Here is a 22,938-nt window from a genome sequence, read left to right as displayed (position 1 = left end):
ACCTATGTTTATTACTTATTTATATTATTTATCAATACAATAATGCTCGATATTTTATTTTCTCTCCGGAATATCGAACTACTCCATTTTTCTGAAAGGTGTAAACCTGTTTCCACTTCACGTTCGCCGTCATTTAAATTGACAATAATCTTTGATTCATCCGAAATTGAATAAACAATCGGTACCTGACAGAATGTGAATATTAACATGCCTGCATTTAGTATCATTGTTTGTTCTTTACCAGAGACATCGAAATAGTTGAATATCTGGGATTTATTCAGAAATTCATCATCGTTTAAAAGCTGAGGTATAAAAGAAATTTTTCCTTCATTGATAACAATTCCGAGTTCGCCCAATCTTGAAATTATATCTTCTTTTACCTGCCCAGTAAGTCCAGGCTGTTGAACGCCAGAATTTAACGGCGTATGTGAATATGGATCGGTAGTAAAGGCACCGTACTTATCTGGCGATTTATGTATTCCTAAACCTTCCTTTATTTCATAATAGTGTTCTTTTAGTTTATTTAATAGATTGAGATTTTTACCGGAATAAAGAACTCCATAAAAATTTTCTTCTACTGCCAGTAACAACTTTGAAACCATATGCCAGTAAATACTGCCGATGCCTTCATACTTATAAAATGTTCCAGATCTGCCTGTGAAATAGAGATGCTGAAATACTTTTTCGTATATTTTTATGACCAAATCTTTCTCCTTCTCAACCAGACTTTTGTAATCATCAACTAATTTTTCCATCTCTTTTTTGAGCAATGCTGAGTTGCGTAAATGTTTTTTGAAGTGATAATTACCTTTTTTATCTTGAACAATAATTCTGTAATCGCACTTGGAAAGCATTACTTTAAAAAGTTCCGACTTTTCAACTTCTTCTTTCGGTATCAAATTTTTTTCATGAAATGCGGGTAATACTTTTTCAGGATAGAGCATATAACTATTTTGATCTGCGCGGTATAATGCGCTGTTTCTAAGACTGTCGAGCAGGTCGCATACTTCACTACCGGACAAATAGCCTGAACTAAGAATTGCTACCTGTCCTTCGAGCATTACACTGAGACGACGTATCGAGATAGCATTATCTTTAATGTCGATCAAATTATACGAATGGTATAATCCGTCTTCCCTCGCATTGAATTTAATTGAATGATCAACTATCTGCAGCATTAATTTTAATAATTCCAGCAGTTCTATTTTGTTATAACTTATTTTTGTGTTGCTGAAACCGTTCTTGTAAATCTTATGACGATAATCGCTCCCTGCTTTCCCTAAAGCGTCAACAATTTTTTTCCTGTTTTCGTCATTTAATTTTTCATTGAATAAATTCTTTGTTTCTGAAAATATTTTTGCAATAGCATCAACAAATTCGAATAGCTCTTTTCTAAGTGTAAGATTTTCTTTGTCAAGAGTATCGATTAAATCGAGCATAAAAGTAATATAGCGTCGTATGTAATAAAGAGTGACCATCGAAGCTCCATAACCGGCAAGGGCATTATTAGCGTCGTTCCATTCGGGTCTTTGAGTATTCATCCAGATACCGGCTTCGGGCACAAAATTCGAAATTTTTGTCAATAGCGGAATTAATAGTTTTTCAGCCAGTGTGGCTCTAATAGGTAGTTCATTTTTATCAAGCAGATATTTAGCCGTCTCGCCCAGCATTAACACTTTTTTCTTGATTGTGCGATTCAAATCATGGTCGAAGTTGATTGAATTCCTGGGGTCTTTTAGAATTTCATCATAAGGTCTTATTCTATATGGTACGTTAGAGAAGACAAATAAATCTTCCTCGAGCAATTCTTTTAATCTGCCAGGTTTGAATTTAGCCAGGTTTTCGAGAAGTCGTAAAAGGTAAATAATTTGATGATCCCCCCAGTATCCGATATAAGACCATTCATCCTCAGGATCCAATTCTTCCCAATCAAAACTTTCTTTGGTAATTCTATATGGATTGTATCCATCTGCAGTAGAAGCATTCAGGAATTTGAATATCATCGACTCGATATATTCAGGAAAAGAATAAGACAAGGCTTCCCAATTCTGGAATATATCTCTCCAGTTACCTTGGTAATTATAAACTCTGCTTCCGTCATCATTTTTAATATTAATCGAGAATAAATTCCACGGTCTGCTCGGGTCGCCATGCCTTCTGCTGAACGACAAAGGCAAGTACTCGATTGCAATCCTAAGTAATTCTTTTTCACCCGTTTTATGGACAAATTGTATAAGCTCATCCCTCGTAAATTCATCAGGTAGATTTTCCAGCATTGATAGATATTTATTATATAAAAAGAAGCTTATTGAACGCAGGTATTTTACAAAATCGGTTTTGTCGATATAATAATTATTCTCGAAAACTCCGCCTCTCATAATGTTAAACATTACATTCGACAGGTGACGATAATTTGTCAATCGATCGCTCGACAGTTGGTAGCCATCAGCTTTTGCAATTAATAAATTTAGTTTAGAAGTATCAGCATCAATTTCTTTTTCAATTGACGATGCGATATCGACACCCGAATCGAGTAACGAAATTAGTTCAGTCAGTTTTACATGGTCATAATCAACATCGGCAACAATATACCAGCTCTTTAGTTCATTGGATCTTAAATTAATTTCAGAATGGAGGAAATAACATCCTCGTTGACCGTTAGAGTGTAGTTCTTTAGTAATATCCGAATCGCTTCTGAACTTATCGAATTGATTAGTTGAAAGGAGAATGTCTGGTTCATGCAAGCCACAAGACCAGGCGACAGTAGTTTCGAGGGATTCATTCGGTTCGGCTCTATCTGTAGGCACAGAACTTAGTGTAAAAATGCCGAGGTTAACATCTTCGATCAGCTCATTCTTTTTATATGCATCGAGCAGAACGCTATATTCAAGCTGGAATCTTCGATTCGTTCCCGAAGGCATAATATTCATTATCCCGTCGAGCAATCTGACGGCTACATCGTAATCGTCTAAATTTACTAAAGACGATTTTTTTATGAATCCATATTTATCGCACGATGTCCATTGATATTTGAAAGCTAATTTCAGGTCGTGATTTACTTCTTCAAAAATTATTTTATTACCCGAAATACTTTTATATATATTTCTTTCAATGTTATAAATGCCTTCATATTTACTAGAGAAAGGTTCCCACAAAAAATTATTCGAATCTTTTCGTACGATAAATATTGTTTTGCTACCAGTAATGTCGCGACTGTCGTGAATTTTGTCTTCCGTATAATAAGGAAATAATGCATGGTCGGGATCGATACGGCCAGCAGTAAGGCTACCGTAACTCGAAATGAACATCCAGAGGTCCGAACTGCTTACAATACTCATCAGGAAAGAATTCATTAAATCAAAATTGCGTATACAATTAAATTCTTCGTTATCGATTTTCAATATCTCGTTTTTAACGTTTTTAGTTTCGTAACGAAGAGGATAAAAACCAATTTGTATACTATTTTTATTCATATCAACAATTATTTTATTAATACAAGCTTACGACTTTTTGTGTGCCCCCCGGCATTTAATGAATAAGTATAAATTCCAGAACTCAGATTCGTTGCATCAAAAGAATATTTATAGCTACCTGCATTGTGATATTTATCCACCAATACACCGGTAGTTTGTCCATACATGTTGTAAAGAGTAATTTTAACATTAGAAGCTTTGGGCAGCCTGTATTCTATTACAGTTTGTGAGTTAAATGGATTTGGGTAATTTTGTCCCAGATAAAAATCCGCCGGTTTTCCCGAATTATTTTCGTCATTAATATCCGTACTAACTTTTTGATAAACTCTTACATAATCGATAACAAATTCTTGTGGGAATTTAGTAGAACCGTCGGGATTACCTGGCCAGTTACCGCCCACAGCCAGATTGATGATTAGATAAAATCGCTGGTCGAAAGGTGCTGGAAAACTATGCCCAGATGTATACCAATGCGTTTGCGTTTGATACAATTGTCCGTCAACATACCAATCGATTCTTCCTTCTTCCCAGATTAGAGTGAAAGTATGGAAGTCTTCATTAAAACCACCTGATTTGAGGGTGTAAGATTTACCCGTATGTACATTATTTGGCCACGTACCACCGTAGTGAAGAGTGCCATAAACTGTAGTAGTGTCGTGACCGAGATATTCCATAATATCTATTTCACCACTTGCAGCCCATCCGCCATAAACATTATCAGTTGGCATCATCCAGATTGCGGGCCAGAGTCCTTTACCTTTTGGCATCTTCGCGCGGATTTCAAACTTTCCATATTTCCAGTCTCCCTTGTGGAGAGTCCTTATGCGTGAAGATGTATAAGAAAAACCTTGATAATTTTCTTTCTTTGCTGTAATGGTAAGAAAACCGTCACTTACAGTTGCATTTTCTTTTCTGTAGTATTCAAGTTCATTATTACCCCAACCTGCTGGCGGCCCGTTGCCAATCTGAAAATCCCATTTATCTGGGTTTAGTTCAGTGCCGTCAAATTCGTCTGACCAGACCAATTGATATTCCTGGGAATATGTCAATTCTACCTGTAATGTCAGAGCTAAGAAAATAATACATAAAATTTTGGTTTTCATTTTATAGCCTCCTGTTGTACTTCACCTTTTCTCAATTTTAGGTCAAGTTCAATTTTCTTCATTGTATTATCGTCAAGTTCATAAAAGAACGCGGCAATAGTGGCAACAAAAGTTCCAACTGCGGGAATAAAACTCATCATCATTTTAATTCCATTTAAAGTTTCAGGGGTTTGGTCTGTATTTGGAACAAAGCCGAAAAGAGCCAGCAGCCATCCTGCCAATCCTCCTCCGAAGGCAATACCAAATTTCTGGGCAAACGTAGCTGCAGAAAATACTAGTCCGGTAGCTCGTCTTTCATTTTTCCATTCAGAATAGTCAGCCGTGTCGGCATACATTGCCCACAACAATGGAGCCTGCGGTGCCATTATGAATGAGATTAAAACATGGAGAGCGAAAATCAAAAAAATCTGGTCGGCTGGCAGGAAATAAAAAAGGACTGTCAATATTGTAGTCAATGACATTACGAAAATGTAGAATCTTTTTTTACCGAATTTTTTCGCAAAGAATTGAGTGGATGCCACGCCTGCAATAACGCCAATTGTACCGAGTACCATAAAGAGCGACGCAAGAGCTTCGCTACCGACGTAATACTTAAAATAGTAAATAATTGTGCCGCTTCGAATAATTATATAGCCGAGCGTAAAAACTCCCATTACAAGTAAATACATCCAGGGGCGGTTCCGAATTAAATCTTTAATATCATCTTTCAAAGAAGATTTTTGTTCTGACGAGACAACGACTCTTTCACGAGTAGTTTTAAATGTAATATAGAATAAAATGCAAGCAAGGATTCCGTAGACACCCATCGTAAATGGGAAGCCTAATACCTGATTGCCTCCGCCAAAAAAATTAACAAGTGGTAAAGTTAAACCTTGAACTATAAACGCACCAACAAATGCAAGCACGAAACGATAAGTCGAAACGCTCGTTCTTTCAAGAGAATTTGGAGATATAACTCCCATCAAAGCCGAATAGGGAATATTTACTGCAGTGTATGCCATCATTACAAGAGTAAAAGTTATGTAGGCATAAATAATTTTACCTGTTACATCGAAAGGTGGAGTTATGAAGGCCAGCACTCCAAATATTGCCAGAGGAGCGGACATCCAGATCAAATATGGTCTAAATTTTCCCCACTTTGAATTGGTTCTGTCTGCTATAACCCCCATAATCGGGTCGTTAACTGCATCCCAGATACGGGAGACCATCAACATCGTGCCGGCAGCTGCTGCTGGTATTCCGAATATGTCCGTATAAAAGAACAACAAAAAATTGACAAACATCTGGAAATAAAGATTCGAAGCAGTATCTCCCAGACCGTATCCGATCTTCTCTTTCAGGGATAATTTCTCGCCATTATGCTCCATTTTTTACTCCAATATTTTCTAATAATGCTGGCTCGATGGTTGCAAAAAAAATAATTTATTAAAGTATACACTCGGCTTATAGTAACAATCTATAGTACAATAGTAACACGGGCTAATTGTATCTAATTTCGTTATTTTCAAACGTTTTCATGGATCCTGTTAAATGAAAAAGTTCGGCTCCATTCTTCTTTCTGGCTAGGATTTAATTCAATTTTTTTGAATAATTCTGGACTCACTACATGGCGTTTTCCCCATAAATTAATTTTATATGCAGTAAAATCCCCTTTCTCGGATATTTCGCACCCTAACATCCTGTTTGAAATTGTCCATATTGCACTACAATTACTTTTTATGGTATCCAGAAAAAATTCTGTCTTTGGTTCATCATTCCAGCTAATTAAATTTTCGTGAAAAATTAACTTGTTTTCTTTATCGTTAACTTTTTTAATATCATCTTTTATGATTTGAAAAGGAAAGATCAGTCGATAATTTTTCGATAGATTATTCGAATTAATGGAAATAAAATTGTGAACATACTCATTGGTCTGGATTACTTTTTCGCCCGTATTTTCAAATTTATATTTTATATTGAACCGATTGCCGGTTAGAACAATTTCTTTTAGGACTTCAAAACCGTAACCATTGAAATCGCATTTATAATGGTAGATAATTTTCTCTTTGTCGATCCAATAATCATAATTGAAAGGGCGAAACGAGTACTCATAAAAGAAATCGTAAAGATCATACGACACCTTTTTCAGATAACCAACTCCTGGTTTGACAAACTCCTCACCTACATCAACTTCATCGTAACCTAAAGGTGAGTCGATACCAAATTCATTAAAAAACCCACAACCTTTTTTAGTATCATAAATTTCTGTTTCCGATGTACCGATATGCAAATCTTCATAAATGACCTTCCTAATTTTCCCTGTGTAGTCAAACCGTGAACCTGAATAGCCTTCATGGGGCAGGTCAATTATAAGACTCAAGCTATCGCTATTTAATTCTACGGGCATATCATTTAATAATGATCGTTTGTAATGAATTTCCTGGGATAGAGTAATTGATAAATTTTCCTTCAATTTCGATTGAGTATTTATATTCTTTTTCTGTCGGATTGAAAATTTCCACTGCAATCGATTTATCTCCGTTGATGGCCGCCGTCGACATGATGTCGGAATTATTGATATCAAGTTTTATTCTGTGGGCGCCTGGTCTTATATACTTACTGAAATGTGACATTATGTAATAGAGCGGAGTGTAATAGACTTCGTTTTTTTCTGGTTTAACGATGACCGGTGCAATACACCAGTTCTTTGCATGATTTGGCCCGCCCTTGTCGTCAAGCACAATATTCCAATCGATCCACCCTGTCAACCAACTGTTAAGTCCTCCTATAATATCACGTGCGTATCTAAAAACAGGAATATATTTTGGATGGAGGTGCCTGGTTTCAGGAGATGCCCAATCATACCCCCAATCGGTTGCCTCTTTGCTCCAGTACCAGAGGTCGTCTTTCCATACAGGAACTTCAGCATCGATGCAGCCTTCTGTATGCATTAAATGTTTGTTTGGAAATTTTGCATGAACTTCGTTTAAAGCTTCAGGATACCACGAAATCGTACTGCTGTACCAGTGAACAGCAGTTCCCCATACATATTTTGCTGCTTCCTGGTCTTTAAGAATTTTTTCTGCCCACTGAACCACTTCATCTCTGTTCTGATCATAAATCAATATATTCGCATCAATACCTTCTTTTCTGAAAAGAGGGCCTAAATGATTTTTAATAAAATCTGCCATTTGTTCTGGGGTATAAATCATACTTTCCCATTGCTCACCGTTACCCAGTGGCTCGTTCTCAACGGTTACACCCCATATATCAATACCAAGGCTGTCATAAGCTCTTATATATTTAACAAAGAATTTAGCCCAGACGGGATAGAATTCGGGTTTTAATGCTCCACCGTTCCAGTCGTTATTATCTTTCATCCATGGTGGGGCTGTCCATGGAGAAGCCAATAATTTAAAACCATCCGCTGAAATTTGTTTTGCATCTTTTATTAATGGTACCAGGTCATCAATATCTTCCTTGATACTAAAATGTTCGAGTGCCGTATCACCAGGAACTTCATCGTAAGAGTAATTCCTCAATGAAAAATCACAACTATTGATGTGAGTTCGCATTAATGAATAATCAGCTCCCGATTCTGAAAAATATGCATTAAGTACCTCAGTTCGCTTTTCACGACTAATCTGATTTAGAACGTAAGCTGAGGCTTCGGTAAATGCCCCGCCAAATCCAATTATTTGTTGATAAAGTGAATCTGGGTAGAGTTTAATTACAATGTCGGTGTTATTCGATTGTGAGCTTAAATTGAAAGTTCCTTTGTTGGTCAACTTATCGCCCGACTTTGAAGTCTGGACAACAATTGCTTCCTTATAATAATATTCCTTATGGGCACAGGCTGTTGCAATAACTATCAATAAAATAAAGAATAATTTTTCCCCCTTCATAATTCCTCCAGTAAAAAAATGGCTAAAAGACAAAATACCTGAAATTAACATTACAGTCTTGTACGTTAGTAACAAAATTTAGGACTATAGTAACATTCTGATAAGGAAAGAAATAGGTCAGTTATTTTTATTAGACATGTATTCAGAAGGCGATTTGCCGTATTGTTTTTTGAAACAGCGGGCAAAATACGTCAGGTCGTTGAAACCTACGGCATAGGCAATTTCCGTAATGGTCATTTTCTTCTGCTCGAGCAGCTGTGTTGCTTTTTTCAACCTTATGTTTCGAATGAATTCGTGTACTGTCTGGTCAGTCAAACCGCGAAGTTTTCTGTATAACTGCATTCTGCTCATGCCAATTTCTTTACTCAGCATGTCAGCGTTGAATTTTTCGTCGGAGATATGATCTTCAATTATTTTCACAAGGTTATCGAGGAACTGAGCATCGATGTCGGTTAAAGGAATTTTCGAATCTCCGAAAATAAATTCCTTACTAAATTTTTCCTGCATTTTCTTTCTTGACTCAAGAAGGTTCGTTATGTATGCTTCGAGAACGCTAATATTAAACGGTTTCGGTAAATAAGCATCGGCACCCTGATTAATACTCTTAATGTGATAATCTTGTGTATTATAACTGGTTAGTATAATAACCGGGATGTGACTTGTTTTGTCGTCGTTTTTGAGTTTATTGCATAATGTGATACCGTCTAATTTTTTCATTTTGATATCAGTTATTATAATATCGGGTATAATCTGCATTGCTTTTTTAAATCCCGTCTCCCCGTCCTCAGCCTCGTGAATGCGGTAGGCATACTGGAATGAATTTTTTATATACTCCCTTATTTCATAATCGTCTTCAATGATTAATAAAACAGGAACGTTGTGTAATTTATATTTACTGAGTGATGCCTCACCGTTCTTATTGTTAATTTGCTCGCCTAAAAATTGATTACTCGACGACATTTTGAATTTTGCAACAAGCTGATTTTCCTCCAGAAAATGTTCATCAACAGGAATTTGTACTGTAAATTTAGCTCCCTCGCCTTCCTTACTATCAACCAGTATACAACCTTTATAAAGGTTAACCAGTTCATGGACAAGTGCGAGTCCAATTCCCATACCATCGTAGCGCTTGCCTTTATAATCTTCAATATGATAATAGCGTTCGAAAATATGTTTAATTTTATGTTCAGGAATACCTATACCATTATCCTCAACAATAATTTCGAGGTAATTTTTCGCTTTCTCTTCAGAGCTGTTCCCTTTGTAAGCGTTAGAATCAATTATATTTGCAGAAACTGAAATAGTACCGCCGTCGGGTGTAAATTTAAAAGCATTTGAAAGCAAGTTATAAAGAATCTTGTCGATTTTATCGGCGTCAAACCAAGCCGTATAATTTTCAACTCCAGCTGAAAAGCGAAAATCGATATTATGGTCAATAGCAAAATCATGGAAAGAAAATGTACTCTCCCGTATGAAATTAATAATATCCCCTCTCGACAGGTATAATTTTAGGTCTCCAGTATCGAGTTTATTCAAATCTTTCAATTGATTGGCCATTCTATGAAGTCGTTTGGCATTGCGATAGATGACCATCAAGTTGTTCTTTATTTTATCCCCGACTTCTTCGGAAGAAATCAGTTTTTCAAGAGGACTGAGAACGAGGGTAAGCGGCGACTGAAGTTCGTGTGATACGTTTGTGAAAAATTGATTTTTTAGGTGGTCGAGTTCGTACATTTTTTCGAGTTCAAGATGCTCTTTTTTTAATGCATTTCTGAGGCGTTTTCTGCTGATGTAATAGTTTGATATAAAATATGCAATACTGCTTAACATCAAAAATTCAATAAGGTAAGCCCACCAGGTTTTGTAGAATGGCGGTTCAATCACAATATTTAATACCGCTCCCTCTTCGTTCCAGACTCCATCATTATTCGATGCTTTAACTTTGAATCTGTACTTGCCAGCATCGAGGTTTGTATACGTAGCTGTTCTTAGGTTACCCACATAATTCCAATCTTTATCGAAGCCTTCTAACATATAAGCATACTGATTTTTTTCTGGACTGTTGTAATTTAATGCGACAAATCCAAAAGAGATAACCGAATGCTTATAAGAAAGGATTAATTGTTTTGTGTCGACAATATTTTCTTTCAATGGGGAATCTTCTTTATTGACTGCTACCGGTTTATTAAAAATTTTCAGGTCGGTAATATAAACAGGTGGTATCGATTTATTGTCAATTAGTTTGTCGGGTTCAAACAGATTAAATCCATTATTCCCGCCAAATAAAATTTCTCCTTTAGAAGTCATATACCCGCAACGTGCAGTAAATTCACCGCTCTGTAGGCCATCTGATACGTCATAGTTTTTAACCGAACCGTCGGATGGATTAAAACGAGTAATCCCTTTAGTAGTACTAATCCATAAAATATTATTCTTATCTTCTACAATTGCCATAACTTCGTCGCCAGCTAAACCGTCTTTAGTAGTATAATGAATGAATCCATCTGTTTTTGGTTCATATTTATTGAGTCCGCTTGTAGTGCCAATCCAGAGTGAAGAATCATGAGCTTCTAAAATAAAAGTGACAAATCCCTTAGTAATACTTTTGGGATTCTCGTTATTATGCCTGAATAACTTGAATGTTTCGGTCTTGGGATTGAAGAGTTCGAGGCCTATATCCGTTCCGATCCAGAGATTGTTTGAATGGTCTTTAATTATGGCTCTCAAGTCGTTGTCACTTATGCCCGAATTTCTCGTATTGTAAATTTTTACACTTCCAGATTCAATATCCAGACGGGTAAGTCCACCCCAGAAAGTACAAAGCCACAATCGATGATGGTCGTCTTCAACCATCTGAAAAATATTATCACTTGCTAATCCGTGACTCTCTTTGGTATAATGAGTAAATTGTTCAGTTTTAGGATTATACTTGAAAAGGCCATTACCCCATGTGCCTATCCAGAGATTACCTCTACTGTCCTCATAAAAAGAAAGTACTACATCAATACTGCCATCATTTTTTCTTAGTTTTTTGTGCAAAAAACGATTGGTTTTTCTGTCGAAAATATCGATCCCACTTCCACCTGTAGCAATCCAGATATTTCCTTTATCGTCTTCCCAGAAGTTATTTACAATATTATGTCCCAGAGAATAATTATCGCCCGGTAAATTTTTATAATGATGAAAATATGCTTTCCCTTTTACCACAAGATTAATTCCCCCAGCATAGGTTCCAAGCCATACATTACCGTCTCTATCTTCAAAAATTGTATAGATCGAATTATTATTTAAACTAAATGGATCGATCGGGTTTGCTTTGTAAGTTAAGAAATAATCGTTGAACGGGTCATATATTGATAAACCTTCGTCTTCTGTTCCAATCCAAATAAATCCGTTTTGGTCAATCATAAGAGAAAAGATAACATTTCCGCTTATACTGTTTTTATTGGCAGGGTTATGGTGATATCTTTTTACTGTAAACGAATCATCCTCATCGAAAGAAAGTCTTAGTAGTCCATCGCCCTGTGTTCCAATCCAGATAGTTCCGTCCTTCGATTGGGAAATTGCAGTGATGGGCATATTTGTAAGTTTTTTACCGTTTAATTTGAGCGGCTTAAATACTGAGTCGCCTTTATGTTTTATATCGATTGCCCCGCTCCAATGACCTATCCAGAGCCTCCCTTTTTTATCTTCGAAAATTTCTCTTACAAAATTACTGCTAATTCTAAAGGGACTATTTTTTCCATAATAATAATGTTTGAACCTGTTGGTTTTCTCGTCGTATAAATTAAGTCCACCATTACGTGTACCGATCCAGAGCCGCTTTTGTCTATCTTCATAAATTGTTTCAATTTGATTGTCGCTGATCGAAAAAGGATTTTTTCTATTTTGACGATAACGTACAAATTCATCACGTGAACTTACATATTTATTCAAGCCATCGCTTGTACCCACCCATAGGTTACCTTTGTAATCCAGTGCAATCGAAGAGATGTAATTATGACTCAAACTCGAAGAATCATTTTGAACATAATGATATATATGAAAATCGTAGCCGTCAAAACGGTTTAAACCGTTAAATGTTCCAGCCCAGATAAATCCTTTTTTATCCTGAATAATACAGGTGACACTTGCTCGCGATAATCCTTCATTTGGTGTGAAATGCTCGAAACGTAGACTTTTATATTGAGCACTAACTGAAATGTGAAATGTCAACAATAATATAAAAACAATTTTAAGTCGGAAGCCCGACATAAATTTCACCATAAAATTTTTATCAAAATGGAATCCCCCATTCTTATTTCCGTACACTAAAATAATAAATTCCAACTGATTGGGAAATGAAATCGGAATACTACTTTAAACGTGTATTACAATATATTTTTCACTAATATTTTTCAGAAAAAACTAAAAATATAATGAGGGCAAATCTATTTTAAGATTAACCTGTTATTTTGAGATGTTTAAGTAAAGTGTATCAGTAAAAATTTTGTCAATTCTAAAACATCTCATCTGCTTTATTTGTTTACTAATATTACCTTTTCCCTATAAAATCGTTTAGGTTAAGACCATTATAAAGATTAGAGTATTGCAATATTATATTAATTAAAGCAGCATACTGTAGTATATTTTGATAAGAAACATTAAAATCAAACGTATTAATAATTTTAGGCAGAGATAACCATTAAAAAGTTGGCTATTTATTTGTAACAAAAGATAGTATTTCTAAAAGCAAGGATAGAAAAATCATGGGCTCAAATAGAATTCCTGTAAGACCATTTATGGAATTAAACAATCAGGATATTGAGAATATTAAGGAGAAGATAGTTCTGGCATTGACAAGGGATTGATAAAATGATAGATTTGATTAACGGTGTAAGGTGCTTCCGTGAGCATAACTTTGCATCGTCTGTAAGCAGGCACGGACCTGGATAATGCTTACAGTATTGAGCCCCGATTTATCGGGGCTTTTTTGTTTTTAGATTAAAATACCTATATGAACCCTGTCAATATCTTTTAGATTATATGAGAAGGCATACCAGGATAATGTTGAATCTTTCTCCATTCTTTAAAACAAAAATCTCGTATTTGGATAATCCAATATAAGTTTTTCTGTATTCAAGAAAATCCTTATCAGATTTTTAAATACTTTGATAAACTTCAAAAGACTCTTGCAAAGTTTTAATATTAGTGGAGCGAACTATTCTCTCCATCTTGTTTTTCACAGAAGTGTTTTAACCTATTATATGCAAAAAGAATTTTATCGCCCTCTTAGGTATCAAAAAGCGAAAAAATCATTTGGTTCAAGGTTAAAAAAACTTTTTAACTTGTTTTTCAAAAGCATCCAACCCGATTTTTTTATTGGAAGTAGTAGTTCCGGCATATCTTCAAAAAAACGTCTGGCAAATCTTTTATAGAAGGTCGGTTATAATCAATTAATGAAAGCTGATTTTTATATAGAGAAAATCCCGAAATTATAAGAGCAGCTTTTCCAGTGTTGTAATCCCAGCAATTGCGTTGTTTAAGTTTATTAACAAATTCATCGCTGCCTTTAAATATTTTGAGAATCATTTATTTGAGATTTCCTTTATCGTGAGTGGAAACGAAACAGCGGTAATTATTATTGTTCGTTGGATATGGACATTTAGTTTTAACAGGTTTAATCCACGCACGCCTGACTGCCGTCAGGCAGGCACACGGCGTGCGACGGTAACGGTTATAACAAATTAGGAGATAGAATTATGTTTCAATCCATGCACGCCTGACTGCCGTCAGGCAGGCACACGGCGTGCGACTATATTATAATGTTCTTTCAGATATTTTACGTGTGTTTCAATCCACGCACGCACACGGCGTGCGACAAATTCGCACGGATTAACTTCGGATGATGTAGGGTTTCAATCCACGCACGCACACGGCGTGCGACCCTGATCCAAACACAGCAGGATTGCAACTAGCTGTTTCAATCCACGCACGCACACGGCGTGCGACCAAAATCGAAGATTTGATTAAGCAGCACGATGCAGTTTCAATCCACGCACGCACACGGCGTGCGACATTTTCTTTGTATTAGGAGTATACATTCTCAGTTGTTTCAATCCACGCACGCACACGGCGTGCGACATAATAGCAATAAGGCGGTACTTGATATAGACACGTTTCAATCCACGCACGCACACGGCGTGCGACGCTCTTAAAAGGTTAAAAAATAAACGATATAATGTTTCAATCCACGCACGCACACGGCGTGCGACTAATTTAAAAACATATTTAGAAAATGGTTATAAAGTTTCAATCCACGCACGCACACGGCGTGCGACGTAAAAAATATCGATTTAATTATATATTATAGTGTTTCAATCCACGCACGCACACGGCGTGCGACGCTCAAGTGTACCTGTGTTTGTAAAAGTATATTTAGTTTCAATCCACGCACGCACACGGCGTGCGACTTATATTCTGTCATTCTTTCCTTTCTTAATTTAGTTTCAATCCACGCACGCACACGGCGTGCGACTCGTCTGAGTAGATCTCTTCTGCGTACTCTGTTGTTTCAATCCACGCACGCACACGGCGTGCGACGCCATTTCTGCTCGATACTCGTCCCTCTCGGGATTGTTTCAATCCACGCACGCACACGGCGTGCGACTAATTAGAGCAGACTGGGCAAATAGTATGCTAGAGTTTCAATCCACGCACGCACACGGCGTGCGACTCTATAATTTTCCCTTCTTTGCTATTATCTATCTGTTTCAATCCACGCACGCACACGGCGTGCGACTATAGCTTTTTTATTTCTTCAGGCGATTTATCTTGTTTCAATCCACGCACGCACACGGCGTGCGACTTTTTACCTCCATTAATAGTTATTATTATCATAGTTTCAATCCACGCACGCACACGGCGTGCGACGTTTCCTATTTTTGGGCAGGGATTAACTATATCGTTTCAATCCACGCACGCACACGGCGTGCGACCTCGTCTTTCATTGCTAAAATCGAGCCTACATCGTTTCAATCCACGCACGCACACGGCGTGCGACTATTCCAAAAGCAGTAGAACAGCGAATAAATATAGTTTCAATCCACGCACGCACACGGCGTGCGACTAATACTTTGATAGTATTAAACCGCACTGGGACGGTTTCAATCCACGCACGCACACGGCGTGCGACAATTGCAACTTGCGCGATCGTATAATGAGTGATGGTTTCAATCCACGCACGCACACGGCGTGCGACTTTCACCGGGGGCTATTGTTTTGCCCCCGTATCCGATGGTTTCAATCCACGCACGCACACGGCGTGCGACTCCGTAAGTACTACCCTCGTTTACATTGTCGAGTGTTTCAATCCACGCACGCACACGGCGTGCGACAGCATCACTGAACAAAACGCACAGAGATTAGCTAGTTTCAATCCACGCACGCACACGGCGTGCGACTACATTAATTTAATAAAGCAAAATCCCGCTTTCGTTTCAATCCACGCACGCACACGGCGTGCGACTGTTTTGCTCTTAGAGTTAACGGCAACAGCATGGGTTTCAATCCACGCACGCACACGGCGTGCGACTAAAATACAATTGAGCTTTTACAAAGAAAGAATTGTTTCAATCCACGCACGCACACGGCGTGCGACTTTAACATTGCTGTGGCATAATTACCAGTACTTGTTTCAATCCACGCACGCACACGGCGTGCGACTTTGGAAATTGCGGCGCTTAGTCTATTTGTCCTTGGTTTCAATCCACGCACGCACACGGCGTGCGACTTTGGAAATTGCGGCGCTTAGTCTATTTGTCCTTGGTTTCAATCCACGCACGCACACGGCGTGCGACGTAGGGCACAAATTTCATAGTTGCTTTATCTCGTTTCAATCCACGCACGCACACGGCGTGCGACATCCTCATTAACGCCCAAATTTTTTTTGATCCCGTTTCAATCCACGCACGCACACGGCGTGCGACTTCGTTCATTAGTTAAGCCTGCCTTTGCTTTTAAAGTTTCAATCCACGCACGCACACGGCGTGCGACTCCTGACCCCACAAATGACCCATTAAGACTTGCTGTTTCAATCCACGCACGCACACGGCGTGCGACTTTCAGAGGAAGCAATTGAGGAGCTTAACAAATTAGTTTCAATCCACGCACGCACACGGCGTGCGACCCAAAGAATGCCTGCTCCTCGTTAATCAAACCTGTGTTTCAATCCACGCACGCACACGGCGTGCGACTGCACCGCTTGGTGACGTGTTAGTAGGCTATATTGTTTCAATCCACGCACGCACACGGCGTGCGACGGGGAACCTGGCAACAAGAGTTGCCTTGACCACGTTTCAATCCACGCACGCACACGGCGTGCGACGCGAGTTTGATCGGTTTGTCTGATTCCCTTTATAAGTTTCAATCCACGCACGCACACGGCGTGCGACAAGATATTAACATTATGAACACTGAATTGAGACTGTTTCAATCCACGCACGCACACGGCGTGCGACTATCAGGTTGTATCTATAGGTTATGGTATGTGTCAGTTTCAATCCACGCACGCACACGGCGTGCGACAAGTTCCAGAGGGACATTATACAGATGAATCAATGTTTCAATCCACGCACGCACACGGCGTGCGACGCAATTTAGGATTTATGTTCATCCTCGGTGCACGTTTCAATCCACGCACGCACACGGCGTGCGACTAAAAGCAGGAGACTTTTACATAAATACATCAAATGTTTCAATCCACGCACGCACACGGCGTGCGACGCTTTTATTAATTTAGTTATCGCATCATTTTCAAGTTTCAATCCACGCACGCACACGGCGTGCGACTCAAACCAAAAAACAATTCAATATTTTCTATACTGTTTCAATCCACGCACGCACACGGCGTGCGACTAAAATACAATTGAGCTTTTACAAAGAAAGAATTGTTTCAATCCACGCACGCACACGGCGTGCGACTTTAACATTGCTGTGGCATAATTACCAGTACTTGTTTCAATCCACGCACGCACACGGCGTGCGACTTTGGAAATTGCGGCGCTTAGTCTATTTGTCCTTGGTTTCAATCCACGCACGCACACGGCGTGCGACTTTGGAAATTGCGGCGCTTAGTCTATTTGTCCTTGGTTTCAATCCACGCACGCACACGGCGTGCGACGTAGGGCACAAATTTCATAGTTGCTTTATCTCGTTTCAATCCACGCACGCACACGGCGTGCGACATCCTCATTAACGCCCAAATTTTTTTTGATCCCGTTTCAATCCACGCACGCACACGGCGTGCGACTTCGTTCATTAGTTAAGCCTGCCTTTGCTTTTAAAGTTTCAATCCACGCACGCACACGGCGTGCGACTCCTGACCCCACAAATGACCCATTAAGACTTGCTGTTTCAATCCACGCACGCACACGGCGTGCGACTTTCAGAGGAAGCAATTGAGGAGCTTAACAAATTAGTTTCAATCCACGCACGCACACGGCGTGCGACCCAAAGAATGCCTGCTCCTCGTTAATCAAACCTGTGTTTCAATCCACGCACGCACACGGCGTGCGACTGCACCGCTTGGTGACGTGTTAGTAGGCTATATTGTTTCAATCCACGCACGCACACGGCGTGCGACGGGGAACCTGGCAACAAGAGTTGCCTTGACCACGTTTCAATCCACGCACGCACACGGCGTGCGACGCGAGTTTGATCGGTTTGTCTGATTCCCTTTATAAGTTTCAATCCACGCACGCACACGGCGTGCGACCGAGATATTGTATCCGCCAGTCGACGACTTTAATGTTTCAATCCACGCACGCACACGGCGTGCGACAATTGCCAGCATCGAGACTGTCTTGTATAGTCACGTTTCAATCCACGCACGCACACGGCGTGCGACTATTTCAGGTAATTCTATAGCTTTTCCCATATTGTTTCAATCCACGCACGCACACGGCGTGCGACCCCTTATTCCGTCAGCCCCCGCGTTCAATAGAGGTTTCAATCCACGCACGCACACGGCGTGCGACCGCATACACGCGCAGAGCTATCAGATATGCGATGTTTCAATCCACGCACGCACACGGCGTGCGACTTCAGAAGCAGGTACGTATTCTTCTCCAACGTTGTTTCAATCCACGCACGCACACGGCGTGCGACTCCAGCTAACTTCTTTTAGCGCTGCATTTACAGAGTTTCAATCCACGCACGCACACGGCGTGCGACCTGGATGGCAAGACAACATAAAGAATTACTTATCGTTTCAATCCACGCACGCACACGGCGTGCGACTGTACAATGTCTAACTTATTTGAACATAAGCTCTTATAAAATAATACCTGCTAACATTAAAATAATTCATCACGAGAATAATATTTTATTAATTATTGTCTGTTTTTTGCAATTTATTCACTTGCTAATCCCCCCATAATTTTGTGTGGACTTAGATTAGCAATTCGTATTACTTAAATAATAAATGGATCATCTGCTTTAATATTCTTGCTAACTCCGAAATTTTCTAATCTTCTTTGCCAGTTTGACCCAAGGTAATAAAACCTGAGATTATCTTCTTCTGGATTATAAATTGACAGTAATTCATTCTTCAATAATTCCCATTGGCCGGGTTCAACAACACATTCAAAAACTGAATACTGTGCTCTGATTCCATAATTTAGACAGGCTTCCGCTACTTTTCGTAACCGCTTTTGCCCGCTTTTTGTTTTTGTAGATACATCATAACTAACTACAACCATCATAATTACCTCATTTTAAGTAAAATGGTGGATATTCAGTTATATCACCTCTAATGTATCTTGCAAGCAATTGTGCCTGAATATGTGGCAATAAACCGATAGTTATTTTCTCACCTAAAAAAGGATGAGTAATTTCTTCCTGCTTTCTCTTCTGATATGCTGCAAGAATTTCTTTTCTTGCACCGTCTGAAATTCTTACTTCACCCGATTCCCTGAAGTCAAAATCTTTAATTGTAACTTGTCGAAGATTTATCAGATTTAGCATTATTCTATCTCCAAGATATGCTCTGAACTCCTCCATTAAATCTAACGCAAGTGATGGTCTTCCCGGTCTTATTTGATGAAGAAAACCTACCTGAGGGTCTAAACCAACAGTTTCAAGTGCAGATCGTACATCATTTGCTAATATAGCATAAAGGAAAGAAAGAAGTGCATTTGCTGGATCTAAAGGTGGTCGTTTTGACCTCTGTAAAAACACGAAATCCTCGCGTTGTGCAGTAATTAAATTCGAGAGTTCCCCAAAATAAATATTCGCACATTCACCTTCGTAACCGTTTAACTCAAGAAGGCTGTTTGCATTTAGAATTTTTTGAATACGTTTTCTTAACCGTTCTGCAGCATGATAAACCGAATCAGGACATATATCCGGGTGGTTTCTTTGATGCCTAGATAAAAGATATCTGTAATTGGCTACTTTTGCTGCCACGATAGACCTGGCAATTTTCAATGATTCAAGCTCACTATCTGAAATTGCATATTGCTGTTTGCGCAATAATACACTTCCTTTTTGTGCCCCGTAAACTCTTGCAAGAAATTTTCCCTCAGGAGTTAAATAACTTATACCGACATTATTTTCAGCACAGAAAGCCATAAGCTGCGGAGTTAATGGTTTGAATCCAAAACAAACAATATTTTCAATTGTACGAATTGGTGCCTGAAATGCTTTTTTTGAATTACCTTCAGAATCTTTTACTTCTACGACAAAAGTTTCGTGCTCCTTTCTTACAAAAGCATCATCGGAAGTTATATAAAGTGTGTTGAGATGTTTTCTCATAAGTTATAAAGTTCCTTTAGATATTTCTGCAATTTAATTTGATTTAATGCTTTAGGCTGACAAATATTAATCAGTGAGCAATTGCGGCATTTGGAGGTGTATTCAATTACAGGGACTTTTTTATCAGTTATAATTTTCCGCACACTTGCTATTACTTCTACTGTTTGATTCCTTAATTCAGAATCAATATCAATAAAATTTCGTCTTCTAATTTTTCCATAGAAGAATGCTGCTCTTTCAATCGAGATATTAAGCATTTCTTCGAGACAAAATACTTGTGCACAAAGCTGAACTTTATCACTTATATCCTCTTTGGGTTCTCCTGCTTTAAACTCAACTGGCAAAATTTCTTTACCATTTGGAGTTTGTCTGAATTCTACAACATCACATCTACCTACTAGTCCATATTTATAAGAATGAATTCTTAATCCACGCACTGTTTTAACATCTCCTCTTGTTTCGTATGTATCAGTATCAACTTTTTCGTGAAGTATTTCACCACGCACAGTAAAAAGATTATCCAGCCACACATCATCAATATGAATTAACCCGCATTGACGTGGACAGAATATATAATGCTGTAAAGCACTTATCATTACGAAATCATCTTCGGTGTACATAATAAGTGTTTTGTTATTATTTTATCTATTAGAATATTTCAAAACCCTTGGCGTCCGCATAAAGTATAGGGAGAAGTCCTTTCATATACCCGAGAAAATCTGGATCATATTCATAACACCATTCATAAATGCCACTATTAAAAAAACTCCTTAGTGGCTTTAAGCCAAGATTATCAATTTTGTTTGCCCAAATTTGTACGCTATTATACAAAATTTCTCTTGGCTCAACTTTTTCGTGATTTTCAATTTTAGCTATTAAGTCTTCATCGATAAGAACAAAACGAGTATCTGCTGCAATAACTTTATAAAGATTATCTACCTCTGGATAATTCATATCCTCTTCCATCTGAAGTAAACGCTTATGTTTATTCTGAGTATCTGACATAATTTCTCTTCTCAAGGCTTCCGTTATTAAGTCAGCAGGCGCATCAGTTTCAAACCGTTTTTCCTCAAAAAGTTTTTCTAAAATTTGACGAGAAATAGTAAAGGCAGGGTGACGATTAAAAAGAGGACCTTCTACTTTAAAGTCAATCAGAGTTGGTTCAAAATCTTCTATGTTTCTTCGAACACGGCCACCAACCTGAATTAAATTTGCTGCACTAGCACTTTCTCTAAATGCAGTTCTAAATGAAAAGTCTAATCCTGCTTCAACGCAGCTCGTTGCAACCAGAGTAAAATCCCTATCCTGATCATTCAATGGTAAATTCAATCGTCTTTTAATTTCCTCTACAATAACGTTTCTATGTTTAGGTGCCAAAGAAGTTGAAAGGTGCAAGACTTTGGAAGTTCTTATATCTACTGAATAAGTTTCTGCTGCAAAGAGTTTTTTAGCCAATTTATCAGCTAATACAGCTGCCGATTGAACAGTGTTCAAAATAACTAAACGTGGCCCATTTTTAGAAAGAACTAAATGCATTAATTGTTCGTCATTGAGAGTTGAGCGATAGCTTACAGGTTGTATTCTTTCAGACTCTTGTTTTAATGCTTCATCTCTAAGGGATTGGGGTATTAATTCTGGGATTGAATGCTGTATTTCCATTAAGTCTTTAAGCTCCCAGAATCTTGGGAGAGAACCAGAAGCGATAACAAAATAACAAGACCATCTTTTAGCAAATTCATTTATCCATTTCCAAGTCAGAGGCCATAAATGATTTGGTATTGCTGAATGTGCTTCATCAATAAAAATCCCACTACCCGGAAGTTCGTTCAATTTTCTAAGTTTTGAGGGATGGTTACTCGCAATCGTCTCAAAAAACTGAACAGCAGTTGTAACAATAATGGGTGATTTCCATAGAGTTGACAGATGTCGTGTTTCTAAAGAATCAAAATCGGCTTGGTGATGGTGTTCGGCGACAACTTCATATGGATTTTCACCCTTAAGAACTAATGCCTTTCTGTAAATATCAACTGATTGTTTAATAATATTTGTGTATGGTAATACAATAATAATGTGCCGTAAATTTTTTGCAATTGCTGTCCTTAATAAATGGACCATTACAGCAGTTGTTTTTCCAGTACCAACTGGGCTATCACAAGAATAAATTGGGAGATTTGTGTCTGTTTCTTTACAAGCATTATAAATTTTATTTCTCAATTCAGCTCTTTTACTTCCGTCGTATTCCTTTTGAAGTCTTTCTATATATTTATCAAGGGAATCTAATCTTTCTTCCCATCGAGGTTCTATAAATCTAGTTAGAGATTCTTTTCCATAATTGTAAGCAGTGTCACCGTGATCAGCATCTACCAAACAGGATAAAGCAATACGTCTTGTAAGACCATTCCAATCAGAAATTAGATTAGATTGCTTTTCTATGAGTTCGCAATCTGCTTGTACATGCTTCATGAGATAATCATTCAAAAACTGCTCTGTATGTTTATATATATTTGCGTCACGAAGAAATAATTCAGCCTTTGCCTGTTCTTCAGGTATGGATTGTAAACCAATATGATGTGAATAGACCAAAAACGCCGATTCAACCATATTATTATTTAGAGACATCTGAAAAATTCAATTAGAGGAACAGATTTATAAGTATTGTCGTTTTCATTGAAAAAATAAATCATG

Annotated in this window: 10 protein-coding genes and 1 CRISPR repeat array; all 10 genes read right to left on the bottom strand. The window is 38.1% G+C overall.

Annotation, left to right across the window (positions count from 1 at the left end; genetic code table 11):
• Positions 1–11 precede the first annotated feature (11 nt).
• Positions 12–3,473 carry a 1,3-beta-D-glucan phosphorylase, GH149 family gene (locus ACSSV9_RS13380; protein WP_437347765.1) on the bottom strand — a complete coding sequence of 1,154 codons (3,462 nt, stop codon included), beginning with the start codon at positions 3,471–3,473 and terminating at the stop codon, positions 12–14.
• A gap of 8 nt (positions 3,474–3,481) precedes the next feature.
• The gene (locus ACSSV9_RS13375) at positions 3,482–4,576 is read right to left on the bottom strand and encodes a glycoside hydrolase family 16 protein (RefSeq protein ID WP_437347764.1); all 1,095 of its coding nucleotides are present in this window, start codon (positions 4,574–4,576) and stop codon (positions 3,482–3,484) included.
• Complete coding sequence (locus tag ACSSV9_RS13370) at positions 4,573–5,943, bottom strand: MFS transporter (protein ID WP_437347763.1); 1,371 nt, start codon at positions 5,941–5,943, stop codon at positions 4,573–4,575. The genes ACSSV9_RS13375 and ACSSV9_RS13370 overlap by 4 nt, the downstream gene beginning before the upstream one ends.
• Before the next feature lie 137 nt (positions 5,944–6,080).
• Positions 6,081–6,962, bottom strand: a complete 882-nt coding sequence (locus ACSSV9_RS13365; RefSeq protein ID WP_437347762.1) for a hypothetical protein — start codon at positions 6,960–6,962, stop codon at positions 6,081–6,083.
• Position 6,963: 1 nt separating this feature from the next.
• A complete protein-coding gene (locus tag ACSSV9_RS13360) occupies positions 6,964–8,460 on the bottom strand; it encodes a glycoside hydrolase family 30 protein (protein WP_437347761.1) in 1,497 nt (498 codons plus the stop codon).
• Positions 8,461–8,577: 117 nt separating this feature from the next.
• Positions 8,578–12,714: a two-component regulator propeller domain-containing protein gene (locus ACSSV9_RS13355; RefSeq protein ID WP_437347760.1), complete on the bottom strand. Its 4,137-nt coding sequence runs from the start codon at positions 12,712–12,714 to the stop codon at positions 8,578–8,580.
• Positions 12,715–14,289: 1,575 nt separating this feature from the next.
• Positions 14,290–18,738: a CRISPR direct-repeat array (repeat unit 32 nt; unit sequence GTTTCAATCCACGCACGCACACGGCGTGCGAC).
• A 173-nt stretch (positions 18,739–18,911) separates the two neighbouring features.
• Positions 18,912–19,202 carry a CRISPR-associated endonuclease Cas2 gene (cas2, locus tag ACSSV9_RS13350; protein WP_437347759.1) on the bottom strand — a complete coding sequence of 97 codons (291 nt, stop codon included), beginning with the start codon at positions 19,200–19,202 and terminating at the stop codon, positions 18,912–18,914.
• Between the two features lie 7 nt (positions 19,203–19,209).
• Positions 19,210–20,253 carry a type I-C CRISPR-associated endonuclease Cas1c gene (gene cas1c, locus ACSSV9_RS13345; protein WP_437347758.1) on the bottom strand — a complete coding sequence of 348 codons (1,044 nt, stop codon included), beginning with the start codon at positions 20,251–20,253 and terminating at the stop codon, positions 19,210–19,212.
• Positions 20,250–20,873: a CRISPR-associated protein Cas4 gene (gene cas4 / locus ACSSV9_RS13340; protein ID WP_437347757.1), complete on the bottom strand. Its 624-nt coding sequence runs from the start codon at positions 20,871–20,873 to the stop codon at positions 20,250–20,252. The genes cas1c and cas4 overlap by 4 nt, the downstream gene beginning before the upstream one ends.
• Before the next feature lie 28 nt (positions 20,874–20,901).
• A complete protein-coding gene (locus tag ACSSV9_RS13335) occupies positions 20,902–22,854 on the bottom strand; it encodes a CRISPR-associated helicase/endonuclease Cas3 (protein ID WP_437347756.1) in 1,953 nt (650 codons plus the stop codon).
• Positions 22,855–22,938 lie beyond the last annotated feature (84 nt).

This window comes from Melioribacter sulfuriphilus (assembly GCF_051488685.1).
Lineage (GTDB): Bacteria > Bacteroidota > Ignavibacteria > Ignavibacteriales > Melioribacteraceae > Melioribacter.
The sequence above is the reverse complement of the archived record's forward strand: the minus strand, read 5'-3'. Positions and strand labels throughout refer to the sequence as shown.